The sequence below is a fragment of the Tolumonas lignilytica genome (assembly GCF_000527035.1).
GTDB classification, from domain to species: Bacteria; Pseudomonadota; Gammaproteobacteria; order Enterobacterales; family Aeromonadaceae; genus Tolumonas; species Tolumonas lignilytica.
In genome coordinates, this window is record NZ_AZUK01000001.1 from 1,461,667 (window position 1) to 1,484,536 (window position 22,870).

General features: G+C 52.5%; 10 protein-coding genes and 1 riboswitch. Of the genes, 5 read left to right on the forward strand and 5 right to left on the reverse strand.

All coding sequences use genetic code 11. The features are described 5' to 3' along the window. Window positions 1-11 precede the first annotated feature (11 nt). Together H027_RS0106885 and H027_RS0106890 are read right to left on the reverse strand one after the other, a co-directional pair. Window positions 12-725, reverse strand: a complete 714-nt coding sequence (locus H027_RS0106885) for a phage tail protein (RefSeq protein WP_024871750.1) — start codon at window positions 723-725, stop codon at window positions 12-14. 52 nt (window positions 726-777) lie between these two features. Beyond that, window positions 778-1,509 (reverse strand): phage tail protein, encoded by a 732-nt coding sequence (locus H027_RS0106890; RefSeq protein ID WP_024871751.1) that lies wholly within the window; start codon window positions 1,507-1,509, stop codon window positions 778-780. Window positions 1,510-1,767: 258 nt separating this feature from the next. On the opposite strand from H027_RS0106890, the gene H027_RS17565 reads away from it, so the two are divergent. The 5 genes from H027_RS17565 (at window position 1,768) to thiD (ending at window position 17,774) form a co-directional block, all read left to right on the forward strand. After that, window positions 1,768-13,740: an Ig-like domain-containing protein gene (locus tag H027_RS17565; RefSeq protein WP_081741414.1), complete on the forward strand. Its 11,973-nt coding sequence runs from the start codon at window positions 1,768-1,770 to the stop codon at window positions 13,738-13,740. 53 nt (window positions 13,741-13,793) lie between these two features. Further along, window positions 13,794-15,302, forward strand: coding sequence for a TolC family protein (locus tag H027_RS0106900; protein ID WP_024871753.1), 1,509 nt, complete (start codon window positions 13,794-13,796; stop codon window positions 15,300-15,302). A gap of 99 nt (window positions 15,303-15,401) precedes the next feature. Then, a riboswitch (TPP riboswitch) is annotated at window positions 15,402-15,494 on the forward strand. A gap of 47 nt (window positions 15,495-15,541) precedes the next feature. Next, on the forward strand, window positions 15,542-16,345 hold the full coding sequence (thiM, locus tag H027_RS0106905; protein WP_024871754.1) for a hydroxyethylthiazole kinase: 804 nt from the start codon (window positions 15,542-15,544) through the stop codon (window positions 16,343-16,345). Then, window positions 16,342-16,977, forward strand: a complete 636-nt coding sequence (thiE, locus tag H027_RS0106910; protein ID WP_024871755.1) for a thiamine phosphate synthase — start codon at window positions 16,342-16,344, stop codon at window positions 16,975-16,977. The genes thiM and thiE overlap by 4 nt, the downstream gene beginning before the upstream one ends. Further along, window positions 16,974-17,774: a bifunctional hydroxymethylpyrimidine kinase/phosphomethylpyrimidine kinase gene (thiD, locus tag H027_RS0106915; protein ID WP_024871756.1), complete on the forward strand. Its 801-nt coding sequence runs from the start codon at window positions 16,974-16,976 to the stop codon at window positions 17,772-17,774. The genes thiE and thiD overlap by 4 nt, the downstream gene beginning before the upstream one ends. 39 nt (window positions 17,775-17,813) lie before the next feature. Here the strand turns inward: thiD and H027_RS18295 are convergent, their stop codons facing one another. From H027_RS18295 to dcuS, 3 genes are all read right to left on the reverse strand, one after another. Further along, window positions 17,814-20,108 (reverse strand): bifunctional diguanylate cyclase/phosphodiesterase, encoded by a 2,295-nt coding sequence (locus H027_RS18295; protein WP_024871757.1) that lies wholly within the window; start codon window positions 20,106-20,108, stop codon window positions 17,814-17,816. Window positions 20,109-20,439: 331 nt separating this feature from the next. After that, window positions 20,440-21,162 (reverse strand): two-component system response regulator DcuR, encoded by a 723-nt coding sequence (gene dcuR / locus H027_RS0106925; protein ID WP_024871758.1) that lies wholly within the window; start codon window positions 21,160-21,162, stop codon window positions 20,440-20,442. Beyond that, a complete protein-coding gene (gene dcuS / locus H027_RS0106930) occupies window positions 21,159-22,769 on the reverse strand; it encodes a DcuS/MalK family sensor histidine kinase (protein ID WP_024871759.1) in 1,611 nt (536 codons plus the stop codon). Before dcuS ends, dcuR begins: the two co-directional genes overlap by 4 nt. Window positions 22,770-22,870 lie beyond the last annotated feature (101 nt).

Here is a 22,870-nt window from a genome sequence, read left to right on the forward strand (position 1 = left end):
GAGTCCCCGACTCATGGTCTGGGTGGATAAACACCATTCGTGACAATGCAATAATGCATTGCTATTTCAGGTGGAACTATATTCATTGGCTGACCGTTACCAGTCGGATTAACAGTTACTGTTCCACCTGATGTACTACCGCCACCAGAAACGCCGCCCAGCTTAACCGTAGCACCTGTTGTACCGGATGGGGCGTAGATGTTTGCAGATGAACTTCCCGTTGCCAGACTGGCGGCCAACATAGAACCGTCTTGAGGCACGCTCAGTGTTCCGGCACCCTGAGTCGACAACGCACTGATAGTTACAGCAGAACCACTTCCAGGAGTAAACATTGCTGCATGATTATGCACTGGCATCTGTGACACCGTCTGAATGATCGTTTCATTACCAAATTTTTGTCCGACTTGATGGGCGGATAAACCAGGACCAGTCCCCCAGCCAACAGGCCCTCTCCCACGTAAATCAGGTAAAGCGAAGGTAGTTCGACCATCACCACCATATGTATTGCTGAGTAGAGAAAATAATGCTTGATTACTTGAAACTGCGAGTATTTGTCCTGCTGCCTCAGCCGTATTTCGTGGGCAATATGTACCTGCAACCACACAGATCTGACCTATATAAGCATCCTCTCCACATGCGTACACTGTTGATGGAACAAGCACTGATATCGCACCGAAGAAACTCGCCAGTAACGTTAGCGGCGATGGAACATATTTTTTCAGCATTCCCGTATTTCCTTCTCAATTTTTATGCTTCCAGCTTCGAACATAGCGCCATCTAATTTGGTCGCTCTGGATAAAGACCATTGGTGACGATGCAATAACGAATTGAAATTTCAGGAGGAACAATTGCCATTGGTTGACTACCACCCATAACACCTACTGTCACAGTCCCTCCACCGGATGTTCCGCCACCACCAGAAACTCCTCCTAGTTTTACGGTTGGACCTGTTGTACCTGGAGGCGCATAGATATTTGCGGATGACCCTCCGCTTGCGAGACTGGCGGCCAACATAGAACCTTCTTGGGGAACACTCAGTGTTCCAGCTCCTTGTGTTGACAAAACACTGACTGTTGCCGCAGATCCGCCACTACCTCCACCACTAGGAGTAAATACAGCCGTATGCATATGCTGAGGCATCTGAGCAAGTGTTTGAGTTATTGTTTCGTTACCGAATTTAGCGCCTACATTGTGTTGACTTAAACCCGGCCCCTGACCTTGTCCGACAGGCATTCTGCCCCGTAGATCAGGTAAAGCAAAATTAGTACGGGCATCACCACCATAAGTAGTACTCAAGACAGAATATAACGCCTCATTACCTGAAATCGGCAGCAGTTGCCCTTCGGCTGGTAATGTATTTTGTGGGCAGTATGACCCAGCCATAATACAAATTTGTCCGAAGTAAGCATCCTGCCCGCAAGCTAGTACAGTAAACGAAGTTAAATAAAATGCAGAAACCAGTACCGCTTTTAACGAAATGACTCCCGATTTAGTCATATTTATTCGCATTGTTACCTCTCCCTGATTAACATTTTTAACATCAACAAAGGATTCTTATGATGCCAAATCCTGATTCAGTATAGTTAAGATAACGAAATGACAATCCCTGAATGAACCCCAAATCCGGAATTTGAGACCATAGAGTGATTTTTGATATTTTGCTGAAATCTGTCATGACAAATTATTCTTTTGAATCTAGTGTTAAAAATTGGAATTTTATAAAAGCATGTCCTCAGGATAGGTAATGACATGTAAAGGAGCGCTGGCATGGCATGGTTCAATTGGTTTACCCGTGATTCAGAATCGACTAGAAATAACAAAGGAATAAGTCAACCTCTTGGCTATGTTCTAGAGCCTCGAATGCTGTTTGATGGAGCCATTGCCGCTACTGTCAACGAGGTAACAACCTCTAATAACACTACACAACATGATACCGCCACGACTGCAACTCACACCGATACCACCAATACGCATCTAGCAGACACGTCTACCGAGTCTGCTGTTGATATAGCCAATACAATTGCAACAGCGGCAACTAACACTTCGTCTCATAAAGAAGTAGCTTTTGTTGACACATCTGTCAGCAATTATCAGGCGTTGGTTAAGAGCATCTCGCCTAGCATTGATGTTGTTCTGCTGGATGGAAGCAAAGATGGTTTGCAACAGATGGCAAACTGGGCAACCACTCACAGAGGTTATGATGCCATCCATATTCTGTCTCATGGCTCCAGCGGAGTGCTTGAACTGGGCAGCATACAAATTACTGAACAAAATATAGCCAGCCATAGCAATGAATTACAAGCTCTAGGCCAAGCGTTAACTACGAGCGGTGATATTTTGCTATATGGTTGTGATATTGCTAATGGAGAACAGGGACAACTCTTTGTCAATAACTTAGCAACCATCACACATGCCGACATTGCTGCATCTACTGATGCAACTGGCGCAACCGTTTTGGGCGGCAATTGGGCACTAGAAAGTAATGTGGGTACAGTAGATACAAAAGCTATCGCGGCGCCAACATATGATCATTTACTAGCTACACCTATCGATGGCATTACCACATTTGGAACATCTAACGCTTATCCAGCAACGAATGTCAGTGCCGGTGGTACCGGATATGTGGTCTCAAATATAGTCGGATCTGGCTGGGATTTTCGTGTATTTGCAAGTTCAAATGTTGCTGATGTTGATGTTGCCGTAGAACCTTTTACTGCTCAAACAGAACTTGCTTATGGTGGTACATCCTCTGGCGCAACTGACATTACAGCCATTCAGCTCTCTTCAAATGACGGAAAGTTGTTTGATCTGAACTCGGTCGATATTACAGTTGATCAGGTAAATGGAACCACGGATGCCAGTTCTTATACCATCCAACTGACCGGTTATCTGAATGGAAGTGCTGTGGCTGGTGCAACTCTGACTGGTTCTGTCACCAATGCCAGCGGAGGAGGACAATTAGTCACTTTTGATGTCAGTAGTAATACTCACTTTGATAATATTGATGCCTTCCGTGTCACACCGACAGGTACAGATTACATCGTTGGCGCGATTGGTGTTGATAATGTGAATGCGACCAACTTTCACTATGCAACTCCCACGGTAACCTCCGCCACCTATGATGCCAGCAGCCATGTTCTGACCGTCACTGGTGCCAGCATGACCACCGGTGACACCATAGATACCACCAAACTGACCTTAACCGGTGAAGGTGGTAACAGCTATACCCTAAGCAATTACAGCATCACTGCCAGCAGCGCCACCAGTTTTTCTGTCACTCTGAATGCTACTGATCAGCTGAATGTTGAAGGCTTACTGGATAAAAACGGCACATCTGCCGCGGGGGGAACTACCTTTAATCTGTCTGCAGCAACGAACTGGGACAGTACGCAATCAGCATCCGCCGATTTGACTGGTAACAGCATTACTGTCAGCAATGTGCAGACTCCAACCATCACGTCGGCTACCTATGATGAAAGCACTGGTGTGCTCAACGTAACTGGCACGCATCTGATCAAACAATATGGTGCAACAAATGACATCGATGCCACCAAGCTGACCCTGACCGGTCAGAGTGGCAGCACCTATACGCTGACCAGCAACACTAGCAATGTCGAAATTACCAGTGCAACCTCTTTTACCTTAACGCTAGGTTCCATAGATAAAGCCGCTGTTAATGCTTTGCTGAATAAAAATGGCACATCTTCTGTGGGTGGCACGACCTATAATCTGGCAGCTGCTGACAACTGGAATGGCCCGATCACGGGTGGTGATATCTCTGATACCACAGGAAATGGCATTACTGTCAGTGGTGTCAACGCCACCCCGGTCATCAGCAACCTGAACGGTGACAGTGTCGCCTGGGCCGGAGAAGGCAACACTGTCACACTGGATGCTGGTTCAAATGTCTCGATGACAGACACCGAATTCAGCGCCCTGAACGGCGGTAACGGTGACTGGAACGGTGCCAGCCTGACGTTACAACGATCAGGCACAGCCATTTCCAGCGATATCCTAGGTTTTAATACTGCTGGCGCCCTCTTTACTGTCAGTGGCAGCAATCTGCAATCGGGCGGACTAACCTTTGCCACCTTTACCAATACCGGTGGCGTGCTGAGTATCAATTTCACCAGCAGCGGCACCACCGCCACCACGGCCTTAGTGAATGATGTGGCTCAACACATTACCTACCGCAACGATACCCCGTCCGGGGACGCCACAGAGCGTTTTACCCTCAGTGATGGCAACAGCAGCAGCACGGCAGATGTCACCGTGACCAGCGATACGATTTATGTCACCAATGCCACAGATACTGCAACCATTGATATTACCAATGGCGTCAGCCTGAGCGAGGCAGTTGCCATCGCGGCAGCCGATTCAACCGGCTCACAAACGTTGGTACTGGCCAGCAATCTGGCCGGACAAACCCTGACCCTGGCCGGCAATCTCTCTCTTAACGAAAGTCTGACCATTGATGCTCATGAAGCTAATGCCAGCACGATCAGCGGCAGTACTATCAATCTCGGTTCAGGCACCACACTCACGCTCACCACAGGCGTAGCAGATACCACGACGATTGCCAGCAGCCTGGCGAGCAGTGGTAATCTGACCAAAAGTGGTGCCGGCCATATCACGCTGACAGGCAGCAACAGCAGTTATACCGGGACAACAAGTGTGACTGCCGGTACATTAGAGCTCGGCTCCACCACGGCGTTATCCGGCTCATCAAATGTTGATCTCAGCAATGGCACGACGCTGCTTATCTCGCAGAATGTCACTGTGGGTGCACTGTCAGGTTCCGGGGCGATCACGATCAACAGTGGCGACACTCTGACCACTCTACTGAATGCAGACACCACCTTTTCCGGGGATATCAGTGGCAGCGGTGGCTTCACCATCAACCAGTCCGGGGCAGCCACTCACGCGCTGACGTTATCCGGCACCAATACCTACACCGGAACCACAACCACCATCAACTATGGCTGGCTGAAACTGAATGGCGATGCGGCTTTATCTGACAGCGGTGCCTTGCAAATCAACGGTCATTCCATCGTGACATTGCTGTCCGATCAGACTATAGGCAGTCTCGCCAGTAACAATAGTGCTGCCAGTCTGGCATTGGGTTCTTACACACTGACAACTGGTGGAAATAATGCGTCAACCTCCGTCTATGGTGTCATCGCTGGTAGCGGGGCGATTGTCAAACAGGGTACTGGCACTATGTGGCTGTATGCTGCCAATACTTATAGCGGCGGCACAACACTGAACAATGGGATGATCGATGTGGGTTCTGCAACCACCATCGGCAGCGGAACCCTCACTATCAATGGCGGATCGTTCGGTAGTTCTACCAGCAGCTATACGTTTGCCAATCACGTGCTCCTCAATGCTGACTTTCTATTAGCGGGCAGTTTCGCGCAAACATTTTCTGGCACGGTGGATCTCGGTGGCGGCACGCGAAGCATCAATGATCAAATCAGCAGTAATCTGACTTTCTCCGGGGTGGTAAGCAACGGTAGTCTGAACATCACCAGCTCCGGCAGCGGAGCCGTTGTGCTCAGTGGTGCCAATACCTATACCGACACCACTCTGACCTCCGGTTCACTCAATATCACCAATCATACCAATCTGGGCTCCGGCTCACTGACACTGAATGGCGGAACACTCGCTATCACGGGGGCTGGTACCAGTGATGCTTCCGGCGGGAATGCCAACACCAACTATGATTTGTATTCCAATGCCCTCGTTATAACCAGCAATGGCGGTACTATTGCCGGCAATGGATCTCAACAAACCATCTGGACAGGCTCTCTGACTGGTACTGGTGCGCTGACCAAAACGGGCAGTGGCAACCTGTTCTTCAACAACGCCAGCAGTTACAGCGGTAATATCACTGTTGCAACGGGCTTATTGGGCGCGTATGGTTCCAGCACACTCGGTAGTGGCCAAATCTCGTTGGCGGCCAATACGACTCTCGATATTGGCGGTAGCAGTAAAACCCTTACCAACAACATTGTGCTGACCGGTAATGCTACATTGCTCACCGATGATGCTGGCATCCTTGATAATGGCGCTATTGCGACCTTTTCCGGTAACATATCTGAGAGTGGCGGTTCACATAACCTGACGCTGAGTAATGACGATGCCAGCAATCACAACACCATCGTCTTGTCGGGCAACAACAGTTATTCCGGAACCACTACCGTCACAGCATCCAGCACGGTAGACATCGCAGCTGACAGCAATCTGGGCAGTGGTACCGTTATTCTTTCCTCTGGATCGACGCTGGAGATCACCGGCGCGACAACCATTGATAATGCGATTGCCCTCAATGGCAATGCGACTATTGCCGCCTCGACTGCAGCCACCCTATCTGGTGTTATTTCCGGTTCCAACTCACTGACCAAAAATGGCAGCAATACATTAAGTCTGACAGGAACCGATACCTATAGCGGCAGTACAGTCGTTGCTGCTGGCACATTGCTGGTCAATGGCGCCTTGAGTGGTACATCGGGGATCACGGTTGCTTCAGGTGCCACATTGGGCGGCAGTGGCAGCCTCTTCGCGACCAGTTCAGGCAATACGTTAACCGTTCAGAGCGGCGGCACCCTTTCACCCGGCAACAGCCCCGGAACCATAACGATCAATGGCAATCTGTCCATGAACTCTGGCAGCACCCTTGCTATAGACATTGCAGGGACGACTGCAGGAACACAATATGATCAGATCATCGTGAATGGAACGGTGGATGTCAGCGGCGCGACACTCGCCACAACACACAGTTATACGCCTGGCAGTGGCGACAGTTACACCATTATCGTCAATGATGCCAGTGACGCCATAACCGGCACCTTCAGTAGCCTAAGTGAGGGGGCAACTACAACCGCCAGTGGTGACAGCACTGTGCTGACAGCCAGCTATGTTGGTGGTACCGGCAATGACTTCACCCTGACAGCACCAACAATTCCAGTCGTGACTTCCGTTTCTTCCAGCACGGCGGACGGAACTTATAAAATTGGCGATACCATTGCTATCAATATCACGTTTGATCAAGCAGTGACCGTCAATACGACGGGAGGAACACCTACATTACAGCTTGAAACAGGTAGCACGGATCATTCCGCCTCGTACGTTTCCGGGTCTGGCAGCAACACGCTGACATTCAGTTATACCGTGCAGCAAGGCGATACCAGTGCCGATCTCGATTATATCTCCAGCACAGCACTGACACTCAATGGCGCAACCATTCAGGATGCACTGAATCACAACGCTAATTTAACGCTGGCAACCCCTGGTGCCTCCAATTCTCTCGGTGCAAATAAAGCTATTGTAGTGGATGGCGTACGCCCTACCGCGACTATCGCAGTGGCTGACAATGCCCTGAAAATTGGCGACACCTCGCTGGTGACCATTACTTTCAGTGAAGCCGTCACCGGCTTTACCAACGCCGACCTGACCGTGGCTAATGGCACCTTGAGTGCCGTGTCCTCCAGCGACGGTGGCACCACCTGGACCGCGACACTGACCCCAACCGCCAGCATCACCGATACCTCTAATGTCATTACGTTGGATAACACCGGCGTCACCGATGCCGCGGGGAATGCCGGCAGCGGCAGCACCGATTCCAACAACTACGCGATTGATACCGTACGCCCAACCGCCTCGGTGGTGGTCGCTGACACCGCACTGAAAGTCGGCGATACCTCACTGGTGACCATTACCTTCAGTGAGGCCGTTACCGGCTTTACCAATGCCGACCTGACCGTCGCTAATGGCACCCTGAGTGCAGTCAGCAGTTCTGACGGCGGTACCACCTGGACCGCGACACTGACGCCGACCGCCAGTATCACCGACGCCAGCAATGTCATCACGCTGGATAACACCGGTGTCACGGATTTAGCCGGTAATGCCGGTAGCGGCAGCACCGATTCCAACAATTATGCGATTGATACGGCACGACCAACCGCCTCGATTGTGGTCGCTGACACCGCACTGAAAGTCGGCGATACCTCACTGGTCACCATCACCTTCAGTGAAGCCGTTACCGGCTTTACCAACGCCGACCTAACCGTCGCCAATGGTACGCTGAGTGCGGTTTCTTCCAGCGACGGTGGCACCACCTGGACCGCGACACTGACACCAACCGCCAGCATCACCGACACCACCAATGTCATCACGCTGGATAACACCGGTGTGGCGGATACAGCGGGTAACGCCGGCAGCGGCACCACCGATTCCAACAACTATGCCATCGATACGGTGCGTCCGACTGCCTCGATTGTGGTCGCTAATACCGCACTGAAAGTCGGCGACACCTCACTGGTGACCATTACCTTCAGTGAGGCCGTTACCGGCTTCACCAATGCCGACCTGACCGTGGCTAATGGCACCTTGAGTGCAGTCAGCAGTTCTGACGGCGGCACCACCTGGACCGCGACCCTGACGCCAACCGCCAGTATCACCGATACCTCTAATGTCATTACGTTGGATAACACCGGCGTGGCGGATACGGCAGGTAATGCTGGTGCAGGCAGTACCGATTCCAACAACTACGCCATTGATACGGCACGCCCAACCGCCTCGGTGGTGGTCGCTGACACCGCACTGAAAGTCGGCGACACCTCGCTGGTGACCATTACCTTCAGTGAAGCCGTTACCGGCTTTACCAACGCCGACCTGACCGTAGCTAATGGCACCCTGAGTGCAGTCAGTAGCTCTGACGGCGGCACCACCTGGTCCGCGACACTGACGCCGACCGCCAACATCACCGACACCAGCAATGTCATCACGTTGGATAACACCGGTGTCACGGATTTAGCCGGTAATGCCGGTAGCGGCAGCACCGATTCCAACAACTACGCGATTGATACCGTACGCCCAACCGCCTCGGTGGTGGTCGCTGACACCGCACTGAAAGTCGGCGATACCTCACTGGTCACTATCACCTTCAGTGAGGCCGTTACCGGCTTCACCAATGCCGACCTGACCGTCGCCAATGGCACCCTGAGTGCAGTCAACAGTTCTGACGGCGGTATCACCTGGACCGCGACACTGACGCCGACCGCCAGCATCACCGATACCACCAATGTCATCACGCTGGATAACACCGGCGTGGCGGATACGGCGGGTAACGCAGGTGCAGGTACCACCGATTCCAACAATTATGCGATTGATACGGCACGGCCGACGGCCTCCATTGTCGTTGCCGATCCCGCGCTGAAAATCGGTGATACCTCGCTGGTGACCATTACCTTCAGTGAGGCCGTTACCGGCTTTACCAATGCGGATCTCACCGTCGCCAATGGCACCCTGAGTGCAGTCAGCAGTTCTGACGGCGGCACCACCTGGACCGCGACACTGACCCCAACCGCCAGCATCACCGACACCACCAACGTCATTACGTTGGATAACACCGGTGTGGCGGATACGGCGGGTAACGCCGGTGCCGGCAGCACCGATTCCAACAACTACGCGATTGATACCGTTCGCCCAACCGCCTCGGTGGTGGTCGCTGACACCGCACTGAAAGTCGGTGACACCTCGCTGGTGACCATTACTTTCAGTGAGGCCGTTACCGGCTTTACTAACGCCGACCTGACCGTGGCTAATGGCACCTTGAGTGCCGTGTCCTCCAGCGACGGTGGCACCACCTGGACCGCGACGCTGACACCAACCGCCAGTATCACCGATACCACCAATGTCATCACACTGGATAACACCGGTGTTACGGATTTAGCCGGTAATGCCGGCAGCGACAGCACCGATTCCAATAACTATGCCATCGATACGGTGCGTCCGACGGCCTCGGTGGTGGTTGCTGACACCGCACTCAAAATCGGCGACACCTCGCTGGTAACCATTACGTTCAGTGAGGCCGTTACCGGCTTTACTAACGCCGACCTGACCGTGGCTAATGGCACCCTGAGTGCAGTCAGCAGTTCTGACGGCGGCACCACCTGGACCGCTACGCTGACACCAACTGCCAGCATCACCGATACCTCTAATGTCATTACGTTGGATAACACCGGCGTCACCGATGCCGCGGGGAATACCGGCAGCGGCAGCACCGATTCCAACAATTATGCGATTGATACGGCACGACCAACCGCCTCGATTGTGGTCGCGGATACTGCCCTGAAAATCGGCGACACCTCGCTGGTAACCATTACGTTCAGTGAGGCCGTTACCGGCTTTACCAATGCGGATCTCACCGTCGCCAATGGCACCTTGAGCGCAGTCAGCAGTTCTGACGGCGGTATCACCTGGACCGCGACACTGACGCCAACCGCCAGCATCACCGATACAACCAATGTCATCACGCTGGATAACACCGGTGTGGCTGATACGGCGGGTAACGCTGGTAGTGGCAGTACCGATTCCAACAACTACGCCATTGATACCGTACGGCCGACGGCCTCCATTGTCGTTGCCGATACCGCACTGAAAGTCGGCGACACTTCCCTAGTCACCATCACCTTCAGTGAAGCCGTTACCGGCTTCACCAATGCCGACCTGACCGTAGCTAATGGCACCCTGAGTGCAGTCAGCAGTTCTGACGGTGGCACCACCTGGACCGCTACGCTGACACCAACCGCCAGCATCACCGATACCACCAATGTCATCACATTGGATAACACCGGTGTGGCGGATACGGCGGGTAACGCAGGTGCAGGCAGCACTGATTCCAACAATTATGCGATTGATACGGCACGGCCGACTGCCTCGATTGTGGTCGCTAATACCGCACTGAAAGTCGGCGACACCTCACTGGTGACCATTACCTTCAGTGAGGCCGTTACCGGCTTCACCAATGCCGACCTGACCGTGGCTAATGGCACCTTGAGTGCAGTCAGCAGTTCTGACGGTGGCACCACCTGGACCGCTACGCTGACACCAACCGCCAGCATCACCGATACCTCTAATGTCATTACGTTGGATAACACCGGTGTGGCAGATACGGCGGGTAACGCAGGTGCAGGTACCACCGATTCCAACAATTATGCGATTGATACCGTACGTCCAACCGCCTCGATTGTGGTCGCGGATACTGCGCTGAAAATCGGCGACACCTCGCTGGTAACCATTACGTTCAGTGAGGCCGTTACCGGCTTTACCAATGCGGATCTCACCGTCGCCAATGGCACCCTGAGTGCAGTCAGCAGTTCTGACGGTGGCACCACCTGGACCGCGACACTGACGCCGACCGCCAGCATCACCGACACCACCAATATCATCACACTGGATAACACCGGTGTGGCGGATACGGCGGGTAACGCAGGTGCAGGCAGCACTGATTCCAACAATTATGCGATTGATACGGCACGGCCGACGGCCTCCATTGTCGTTGCCGATACCGCACTGAAAGTCGGCGACACTTCCCTAGTCACCATCACCTTCAGTGAAGCCGTTACTGGCTTCACCAATGCCGACCTGACCGTGGCTAATGGCACCTTGAGTGCCGTGTCCTCCAGCGACGGCGGTACCACCTGGACTGCCACGCTGACACCGACCGCCAGTATCACCGACACCAGCAATGTCATCACGTTGGATAACACCGGTGTCACGGATTTAGCCGGTAATGCCGGTAGCGGCAGCACCGATTCCAACAATTATGCGATTGATACCGTTCGCCCAACCGCCTCGGTGGTGGTCGCTGACACCGCACTCAAAATCGGCGACACCTCGCTGGTGACCATTACTTTCAGTGAGGCCGTCACCGGCTTTACCAACGCCGACCTGACCGTGGCTAATGGCACCTTGAGTGCCGTGTCCTCCAGCGACGGTGGCACCACCTGGACCGCTACGCTGACACCAACCGCCAGCATCACCGATACCTCTAATGTCATTACGTTGGATAACACCGGCGTGGCGGATACGGCGGGTAACGCAGGTGCAGGCAGCACTGATTCCAACAATTATGCGATTGATACGGCACGGCCGACGGCCTCCATTGTCGTTGCCGATACCGCACTGAAAGTCGGCGACACTTCGCTGGTGACCATTACTTTCAGTGAGGCCGTTACCGGCTTTACTAACGCCGACCTGACCGTCGCCAATGGCACCCTGAGTGCAGTCAGCAGTTCTGACGGTGGCACCACCTGGACCGCGACACTGACGCCGACCGCCAGCATCACCGATACCACCAATGTCATCACGCTGGATAACACCGGTGTCACGGATTTAGCCGGTAATGCCGGTAGCGGCAGCACCGATTCCAACAACTACGCCATTGATACTGCACGACCAACCGCCTCGGTGGTGGTCGCTGACACCGCACTGAAAGTCGGCGATACCTCACAGGTGACCATTACCTTCAGTGAGGCCGTTACCGGCTTTACCAACGCCGACTTGACCGTAGCTAATGGCACCCTGAGTGCAGTCAGTAGTTCTGACGGTGGCACCACCTGGACCGCGACACTGACGCCGACCGCCAACATCACCGACACCACCAATGTCATCACGTTGGATAACACCGGTGTCACAGATTTAGCCGGTAATGCCGGTAGCGGCAGCACCGATTCCAACAACTACGCCATTGATACGGTACGGCCAACCGCTTCGATTGTGGTCGCCGATTCAGCCCTGAAAATAGGCGACACCTCCCTAGTCACCATCACCTTCAGCGAAGCCGTGACCGGCTTCACCAATGCCGACCTGACCGTGGCTAATGGCACCCTGAGTGCAGTCAGCAGTTCTGACGGTGGCACCACCTGGACTGCCACGCTGACGCCGACCGCCAGCATCACCGACACCACCAATGTCATCACATTGGATAACACCGGTGTGGCGGATACGGCCGGTAACGCAGGTGCAGGCAGCACCGATTCCAACAACTACGCCATTGATACCGTACGCCCAACCGCCTCCATTGTCGTTGCCGATCCCGCACTCAAAATCGGCGACACTTCCCTAGTCACCATCACCTTCAGTGAGGCCGTTACCGGCTTTACTAACGCCGACCTGACCGTCGCCAATGGTACGCTGAGTGCGGTTTCTTCCAGCGACGGCGGTACCACCTGGACCGCGACACTGACGCCGACAGTTAATATTGTCGATTCGACCAACATGATTACGTTAGATAATACTGGCGTAACTGATCTGGCCGGTAATGCTGGAAACGGAACTACCGATTCTAATAATTACGACATTAATTCTGTTCCACCCGGTGGAGATCCTCAATTTAAAGTCACCGATGGAGCTGCGGGTTCAAGCGTGACAACAAGCAGCGCCAATACACAAAACCAAATAGCAGTAATCAGTGCCTCAAGCACAGAAAATGGAACATCTGGTTCGCCAACCACCATTTTCACCACCACGTCACTCGGTGAAACCACCCCGACGACTGCAACGATCTTCAGTAACGCCACGCAAGGTGGTAGTGCGACGGCACCAACAACTATTACCTCTGTATTTTCTGATCACGGTATCGGCGGACAGGAGCTCGGTGCCCTACACAGTGGCAATCCATCCAATGGCCCGGCACTTGGTGGCTCATCAACACTGGCCGGCCTGTTTGGCGGTATTCCATTACCAGGCAACACACCGCTAACGATTTTTTCTGGTAGTAGTTGGAATCCAGTCCTTGGTGCAGGAACTGGAAGCAACTCCTTAACAACACCAACATCGGTATTTGGTGCGCCGGTCTTTGCCACACAATTAAGTGAATTAGATCTGTATGAACATCAGCAACTGGCCGCCATCGAAGCAGCATTACTCAACTTGAAACAACAACCCGTTTAGAACTACAGACGGCAAAAAATGACCAAAATAGAACAGGGATAAGGAATTAAAATATGCAGAGAAGCGCTAAATTTTTCAGTATCAGCTTGATTGCATTATTCATCAGTGGTTGTGCAGTCTCCACTAAGCCGATTGACCGAATGCAAAGTGAACAACGCTCTTATGCTGATTTAGGGTCGATGTTTAGTAATCAGGAGCCGGTAACCGCCCCGATAACCTTATATGATGCAACTGCCAGAGCGTTAAAATACAATCTGGAAGCCCGCCTGAAAGTCATGGAAGAAGCGCTGGCGCAGAAACAGGTGGATTTATCTCACTTTGATCTGTTACCCAAACTGGCCGCCGAAGCCGGTTATGTCGATCGCAGTAATACCAGTGCATCCAGCAGCGAAAGTGTGCTCAGCGGCACCCAGTCACTTGAACCATCCACTTCGCAGGATCGCAATCGCCGGGTTGCTGACCTGAACATGGTTTGGAATGTGCTGGATTTTGGTGTCAGCTATGTCACCGCTCAGCAACAGTCTGATCAACGCTGGATTGCCGAAGAGCGTCGCCGCAAAGTTATTCATACCATCGTTCAGGACGTTCGCTCTGCATACTGGCGAGCCGTCGCCGCAGAGCGTTTACTCAGCCGGATTGATAAACTGATTGATCGGGTCAATATGGCCAGAGAAGCCAGTCAGCGGATGACGACACAACAAGTTGGCGACCCGATTGAAGCGCTAAGTTATCAACGCGCCTTGATTGATGCCACCCGGCAATTAGAAGAACAACGGAAAGCGCTGTCATTGGCAAAAACCGAACTGGCAACCTTGATGAACCTGCCGTTAGGGACCGATTACACATTAGCATTACCTGATGAAAATGCACTGCCAGAGCCCGCTCTGACAATGGATCTTAGCAAACTGGAAAAAGCCGCGTTAATCAGCCGTCCTGAATTGCGGGAGCAGGACTACCAAGTTCGGATCAGTGCTGCCGAAACCCGCAAAGCCATGCTACGTATGCTGCCAGGGCTAGAATTCTCAGCCGGTGGACACTATGACAGCAATTCCTATCTGGTGAATCAAAGCTGGGCCGATGCCGGTGTAAAAGTCACCTGGAATCTATTCAACCTGTTTTCGGGACCCACGGCGGAAAAAGTAGCCAAAGCTGGCGAATCGGTGGCGGAGGCGCGTCGTCAGGCGATGTCGATGGCCATCATGGCGCAGCTTTATGTCGCCAACGCGAACTTCAATGAAGCCCTGCGCCAGTATCATACTGGCGAAGAATTGCAAAAATTGGATGATAAAATCGTCGGCCAGCTACGCAATCGCTACAAAACCGGCGGTATTGGTGAGTTACAGCTGATCCAAGGAGAACTCAACGCCGTCAATACCTCATTGCGTAATGATTTGGCTTACGCAGAGCTACGTAATGCTTACGGCCAGATTTTTGCCACAGTGGGGCTTGATCCGTTACCCAAACTCCAATCTTCCGACAACCTGACGACCATCAGCAAGGCGTTGGAACAATCTGAGCAGAATTGGGAGCATGGCGATATCAGCGCCTTACAACCACAATAAATTTATCATCCTCTGGAACAACCGATGTTTATCCTGCCATTTTGAGCGATGAACATCGGTTTGATTGACAGTAACGCCTCCTCGCCGCCAGAATGCATATGAATGTGACCGGGGTGCCGCCATGCGGCTGAGAGATACCCGCACCACCTGATCTGGATCATGCCAGCGTAGGGAGTTCACGACGGCGCTGCCGTCCTCCTTCTGCTGCGCATTTTGTCTGCCATATTGAAGGAGGACTTATGCCGCAAGCGCTACCTGCAACAACGGTTGCCACTCATCTTGAACATTTCCGCCGCACCGCACCTTTAACTCATGTGATTACCAACGATGTGGTGACGGGCTTTACCGCGAATGTATTGCTGGCATTGGGTGCTGCCCCTGCCATGATCACGGCACCGGAAGAAGCCGGTCGTTTTGCCGCGATCGCTTCTGCATTGTCCGTCAATGTCGGAACGCTGACGTCTACACAAGCGGCCACGATCCGTATTGCTGTTGATGCGGCCAATCAGTCAGGAACACCTTGGGTCTTAGATCCTGTTGCCGTGGGCGTTTTACCTTACCGCACCGACCTGTGCCGTGAATTATTACAAAAACAACCCGCCGCCATTCGGGGAAATGCCTCTGAAATCATGGCGCTGGCCGGTTTATCGGCATCCGGTAAAGGGGTCGACAGTGCCAACCAGAGTGAGCAGGCGATTGATGCCGCCATAACACTGGCCAAAACCAGCGGAGCCATTGTTGCGGTAACCGGTGAAATTGATTACATCACCGATGGTGAAAACACAGTCAGTGTGAAAGCGGGTGACCCCATGATGACGCGCGTCACCGGCACCGGCTGTGCCCTTTCCAGCGTGGTTGCCGCTTTTGTCGCGGCCGCGGAACCGGAACGCCGCTTAGAAGCCGTGGCCAGTGCGTGCGCCGTCATGGCGATTGCAGGACAGCGCGCGGCTGCGAAAGCGAAAGGCCCGGGCAGTTTTGTTCCTCTATTTTTGGATAACCTCTATCTGTTGGATGCCGAGACCATCGCTGAGGCGCTGGCATGAAATTCGACCTTTCCCTTTATCTGGTGCTCGACCCGGTCATGTGCGGCGGATTTGATGCGGCCATCCGCCTGACCCAACAGGTGCTTGATGCGGGAGTAACCACTCTCCAATTACGCGCCCCACAATGGAAAAAGCGGGATTGGCTGCATCTCTCCTACCGGATCATGCCGCTGTGCTGTGATGCTAACGTGGCGTATTTGATCAATGACCATATCGATATCGCTCTGGCCTGCGATGCCGACGGGGTACACCTTGGCCAGGGCGATTTGCCGCTGGCCGTCGCACGTCAATTGCTGGGGCCGGATAAGATTCTTGGATTATCGATTTCTCAATTGCAGCATCTGCAGGGCGAGGATTGTCTGCTGGCCGATTATCTCGGTGTCGGCCCCGTGTTCCCGACCGGCACCAAACAGGATGCCGACCCTGCCATTGGTTTGGCGCAATTCCGTGACTGGCGAAAACAGGTGGAACAACCGGTCGTGGCCATTGGCGGGATCGGTCTGCCGGAGACCGCTGATATCATCCGGGCAGGTGCGGATGGTATTGCCGTGGTTTCCGCCATTTGTGCCGCAAGCGATCCGGCTGCCGCCAGCCGGACATTAGGACAACGCATTCAAGAGGCCCGAGCATGATCCCACACGCCCTAACAATTGCCGGCTCGGACAGTGGTGGCGGTGCCGGGATCCAGGCCGATCTGAAAACCTTTTCGGCGCTGGGGGCCTACGGCATGAGCGTCATTACCGCCCTCACCGCCCAGAATACGCAGGGTGTGCAGGCTGTTCATGCAATACCGACTGAATTTATTGCGGCACAGTGCCAGGCAGTGTTCAGTGATATCCGGGTCGACTCTGTCAAAATCGGTATGCTGGCCGATAGTGCTATTATCGACGTGGTGGCCGATGCCATCCAGCAATGGCAACCGCCCTGTGTGGTATTGGACACGGTAATGATCGCAAAAGGCGGTCATCGTCTGCTCGCCGATGCCGCCATTGATGCCTTGCGTCAGCGCTTGTTACCGCTTGCCAGCATTGTAACGCCCAACTTGCCGGAAGCCGCGGCTCTCTTGGGTTGTGACGAGGCCACCAGCGAGAGCGCCATGGTGGCGCAAGGACAGGCGTTATTGAAGTTGGGGTGTCAGGCTGTGCTGATGAAAGGTGGCCATCTGGCTGACCAGCTTCAGAGCCCTGACTGGTTGCTCACGGCGGATGCGATCCTGCCGTTTCCTGCACCTCGAATTCCGACCCGGAATACGCATGGCACCGGTTGTACGCTCTCCGCCGCCCTTGCCGCACTCTATCCCCGTTATCAGAACTGGCCGGAAACCCTCAGCCATGCCAAGCAGTGGCTCTCCGGAGCCTTATCACATGCCGATGATTTAGCGGTTGGTCACGGGATCGGTCCGGTACACCATTTTTATCAATGGTGGTAAGAAGACATTTGGCAGAATGGGGCTTCCCCGTTCTGCCATTTATTCCTGCTGCTGATGCGCCACCAGCCAGTGCTGTAACGCCTCTTCTGCCATTGGCACGGCAAACATGAACCCTTGCATCTGGCGATAGCCAATCTGTTTCAAGCGCTCGAATTCAACCTGATTCTCGACCCCTTCTGCGATCAGTGACATGTTCATGCTGGAGGCCATGTCGAATACGACCCGCGGCAACGACATATCGCCTTCACTCATCATCACGATGAAAGAGCGATCTAATTTCACAGTATCAAACGGCAGATCGCGCAAGCGGGCCAGCGAAGAGTAGCCAGTGCCAAAATCATCCAAATGCAGGCTGACACCCGCCGTGACAAACTGACGCATGGTTTGCCCGACCTGTTCCGGATATAACAACATCGCACTCTCGGTCAGTTCAATGGCCAATGCCGAACATGGCAAACCATGTGCGCTCACTTGCTCAAGCAGCGACGACGCGAGCTGGCGATCGGAAAATTGCATGGGCGAAATATTCACCTGCAGTTTCAGATTAGGCACATTCTGGCGGAATTTCGTTAATGCCTTGAGTCCTTTATCCAATAATTGGGCTGACAATTGCTGAATCAGGCCCAGATCTTCGGCTAACCGAATAAAATCTGCCGGCTGAACAAAGTGATCTTCCCACTGCCAACGTGCCAGCATTTCCACCGCCAGCACTTGCCCCGTCTGCGTATCCAGTACTGGCTGAAAATAGGGTTCAATCTCTTCTTTCTGTATCGCCTGCCGCAATGCCTGTTCCAGTTGCATTTGCTCAGAGGCGACCCCGCTCATGCCTTTTTCGTACAGAGAAATACAAGACTTGCCTTGGCGCTTGGCTTCATACATTGCCAGATCAGCTTGCCGCATCAGCTCCATGCCGTCTGATTCACCATCCCATTGTGCAATGCCGATCGATGCCGACACATTCAACAAATGTGGCCCAAAATGAATGGCTTCCACCAACTGTTGTCGCAGGCGCTCGGCCATGCGGGCCGCCTGTTCCACATTGGTGTTAGGCATCAGCACCGTAAATTCGTCGCCGCCCATACGAAAGAGCTGGTCCTGACGGCGCATCACCTGACGCATACGCAAGGCAACTTCGCGCAACAGCAAATCACCGGCCGCATGACCCAGACTGTCATTGATCAGTTTAAAACCATCAAGATCCATCAGCAGCATACTCATGTCGGCTTGCGGCTGACTCGCCTGAATCATCAGTTCAATTTCTTGCTCCAGCCCCCGGCGGTTACCTAACGCCGTTAATGCATCGGTCACACTCAGTGTCTGCAAATTCTGCTGTGCCGTCTGCACTTCATCCATCAGGCCATTAAAGGTCCGGGCCAGTAAATCCAGCTCATTATCGCCCTCGACCGGCCAGTAGACCCGTTCACCTTGTGAGCGACGCCAAGCCAAATCGGCAAAGGTCTCAATGCGATTGATTACCAGCTTGTTTAATAAATATTGCAGGGTCCAGGAGGCCACGCACAACACCAGCAACAGGCCCAGCGCAAACGCCCCCATCACGATATAACGGGGTTGCCAGTCAATCTCTTTGCTGACTTGTAGCCAGATAGTCGGCACCATCCAGCCCGCCAGTCGGGTTTGGGCTGTTTGCGTGCTGTGAAAAAAGCCCGATGCGACTTTGGTTGTCGGCATGGTCGCTGAGAGTGCTAACTGGATTTTAGCTAGTTGCTGCAGCCGTTTCAGATCGTCATCATCCATATAACGGCCAAACACCATCCAGCCACGCTGCGGTTTCGCCTGTGCCGAATCAAAAATGCCAGAAACGGCAAGAAACAGGGCTCGTCCCTCATGAATAGTGATGTAGGTGTGAGGTTTACCATCACCTGCCGCGTGCCACTCCGGTAATTGAGAGAGTAAAGACAGCAACGAGGGGGAATTAATCGCCGGGGTGGCTTGTGTATTCGGATTGTGGGGATCTAACGCCGACGAGAAAAAGAAATGTTGTGGCTGCGTCATGATGGCGACGAAATCAATCTGCATGACATTCAATGATTGCTGCGTAAAGTTGTCACTTTCAAATTTACGTTGCGGCAGCTGAATATAATCATACGCATCATTCCAGACGGCATAATCACGCACGGCCCGGCCAAGACCCTCGCGTTCATTTTGCAGAATAAGCTGAACTTTCGTCAGTTCCGCCGAGATCTCATCGTTATCGGCTTTATGATACAGCCAGTTCATGAAACTGATGCAGCCTGCGATCACCAGTACAGCCAACAGAACAACCATTAGACCCACACGATTGATTATTTGTCGGTGCAACCGAGAAGTCAGCATAAGTTTTTTCACTAGCGAGAAATCCATTGTATTCGTCCATCGGCAACATATAGCGTCTGTTTATCTATCCCTCTAAGAAATAAGCATAAAACAGATAAAAAGACTGGCATGCTCTCCAACAATAATAGATGAAAAGCGCGCACCGCGGATATAGCCATATTTAAAGGATGGGTAAATATGTGGTTTAGCTTCAATAAGCTTTCATTACTTACTTAAAGATAATGATGTGATAGGAAAGCGCTAAGATAAAACTGACATAGCAAGTCAGTTCCATCGTTAGAAAACTCAAACCCCGCCAGTAGCGACACCCCTGTTACTGGCGGTTTTTTAACTAACGAAGCAGTGTATCCATCACTTCGATTTTGGAGGGAACCAACTTATACAAATAGACTGGTCGTCCAACCGAGCCATAAAAAATATCGGTGTCCAGCACGCCAATATCGGCCATGTAGACCAGATATTTACGGCATGAAACCCGAGAAATACCAATTTCAGTGGCCATTTCCTCGGTGGAAAAGCTCTGCTTATGACCTTCTTTGATCCAATCCCACACGGCCTGCAACGTCAGTTTGGTCAGCCCTTTGGGCAATTTGATCTTATCCGATGCCAGACGAGTGTTATTTCGGTGGATCAGATTATCCAACTCTGACTGATTTAATTCCTCCCGCTGTTCTAAAACCTGATGCTCTTCGCGGTAGGTGGTTAATGCCTCTCGGAAACGGGCAAACTGAAAGGGTTTGATCAGATAATCGACGACGCCATAGCGCAGTGCTTTCTTGATCGCTGGCATATCACTGGCCGATGAGATCATGATGACATCAATCGGATTTGGCATCTGCCGGATCACCGGCAGCAGATCCAGGCCGTTATCTTTCTGCATATAAATATCCAGCAACACCAGATCGATCGGCGGATCATTTTCCTGTAATTTCTGCTTCGCAGCCTGCAATGTCGACACGGAGCCTTGCCAGCGAAAGCCGTCTACCTGTTCCAGGTAACGACGATTCAATTCGGCCACCATCGGATCATCATCTACAATCAGCACATTTATCACAGCGTATTCTCCTTGCTGGCATAAGGCAGAGACACGATAAAGCGAGTTCCTTCACCGGGTTTGGATTGGCATTCAATGCTTCCCCCCAATTTTTCTAAACTCTGTTTTACCAAGAATAGACCGATCCCCCGACGCGTGCCTTTCGTTGAAAAGCCATGCTCAAAAATATGAGGCAATACCGCCGGATCAATCCCCTTACCATTATCACATACCGTACACCGCAGACGCTCATTATCGTGATCAAAGGTCAGCACAATAGTCGGAGAGTCATCGCCGTCCAATGCATCCATGGCATTTTCCAGCAGGTTACCGAGCACCGTAACCAGTTCATGCGTCACTTCTGATTGTGCCGATTCAGGTAAATAGCTGGCAGGAGTGACACTGATATCGACCCCCATTTCCCGGCCGCGATTCATTTTTCCCAGAATAAACCCGGCGATAACCGGATCTTTGATCTGACGGATCAGCGACCCCACTTCAGCATGGTAGTAGTTCGCGGTGTCCATGATGTAGTTTTCCAACTGGTCATAGGCTTTGATATTGACCATACCCAAGATGACATGCAGTTTGTTCATGAACTCATGCGCCTGCACCCGCAGCGCCTCCGCGTAATGCGATATCCCGTTTAAGCGTTGCAGTAACTGGGTGATTTCTGTTTTATCGCGGAAGGTCACCACCGCACCGGTCACCTGACCATTCACCCGCACCGGAACACTGTTGGTCAGCAACGTGCTGCCATTGAATTCGATTTCTTCATCTTGGCGCGATAAACCGGTTTCCAGCACCTGACGCAAATGCAGCATGGCAGGCCAGTGTTTGCTGCTTTGCGCCAGCAGCAAGTTCTCCAGCTCACCGTTTTGTCGCAATAATCGTTTTGCTTCATCGTTGATAAGCGTGATCTGCGCATTGGCATTGACCGCGATGATGCCCTCTTTAATCGATTTCAGCATGGCATTGCGCTCTTCCAGCAAACTGGCAATCTCTGAAGGCTCCATCCCAAACATGATTTTTTTGATCTGATGCGCCAGCAGGACCGCACCGATGGTGCCAATCAAACCACCGAAGACAATGGCCCAATAGGTAAACATACGGTTGGTCGCAATGATTTCTTCGACCTTATTGGTCGCAATGCCCACGGCAATAGCACCAATCTGCTGATGATGCTGGTCATATAAGGGAGTAATAATCCGCAATGACGGCCCCAAGGTGCCGCGGGCTTCCGAGACGGATTCCTGACCATGCAAGGCCCTCTCCTCATCGCCGCCGATGAAATGTTTACCGATCCGCGTCACATCCGGATGGGTATGCCGGATCCCCTGCATATCCATCACGACAATAAACAGCAGCGAATTCTGTTTGCGCACTTGCTCGATATAATCCTCTAAGGCAGCCTGCTGATGTTCATTATTCAGTGCTTCCATCACAAAGGGCGCGACCGTTAAGGTATGCAAGACGGCTTTGGCTTTTTCTTCCAGGCATAAGCGAGTTTGCTCTGTCGATTGAGTCAGATAGACGGATTGAACAACGAAGAGAACCAGAGCAATAACGGAGCAGACGAGTAGCGTAATGGTGGTGCGTAATTTTAGCGGTGAGTTTTGCTTTAGCACTGACGATTTATCCTTACTTTGAGTGACAGCGAGTCTGACGATGTCACACAGCGGGAGTATCAATCCCGCACGTTCCACACTAGCCTGAACAATAGCGTGAA

Bases quoted from the DNA above. Each gene is read 5' to 3' on its own strand.
- H027_RS0106885 (WP_024871750.1), bottom strand. From the start codon at position 725: ATGCTGAAAAAATATGTTCCATCGCCGCTAACGTTACTGGCGAGTTTC.
- H027_RS0106890 (WP_024871751.1), bottom strand. From the start codon at position 1,509: ATGCGAATAAATATGACTAAATCGGGAGTCATTTCGTTAAAAGCGGTA.
- H027_RS17565 (WP_081741414.1), top strand. From the start codon at position 1,768: ATGGCATGGTTCAATTGGTTTACCCGTGATTCAGAATCGACTAGAAAT.
- H027_RS0106900 (WP_024871753.1), top strand. From the start codon at position 13,794: ATGCAGAGAAGCGCTAAATTTTTCAGTATCAGCTTGATTGCATTATTC.
- thiM (WP_024871754.1), top strand. From the start codon at position 15,542: ATGCCGCAAGCGCTACCTGCAACAACGGTTGCCACTCATCTTGAACAT.
- thiE (WP_024871755.1), top strand. From the start codon at position 16,342: ATGAAATTCGACCTTTCCCTTTATCTGGTGCTCGACCCGGTCATGTGC.
- thiD (WP_024871756.1), top strand. From the start codon at position 16,974: ATGATCCCACACGCCCTAACAATTGCCGGCTCGGACAGTGGTGGCGGT.
- H027_RS18295 (WP_024871757.1), bottom strand. From the start codon at position 20,108: ATGCTGACTTCTCGGTTGCACCGACAAATAATCAATCGTGTGGGTCTA.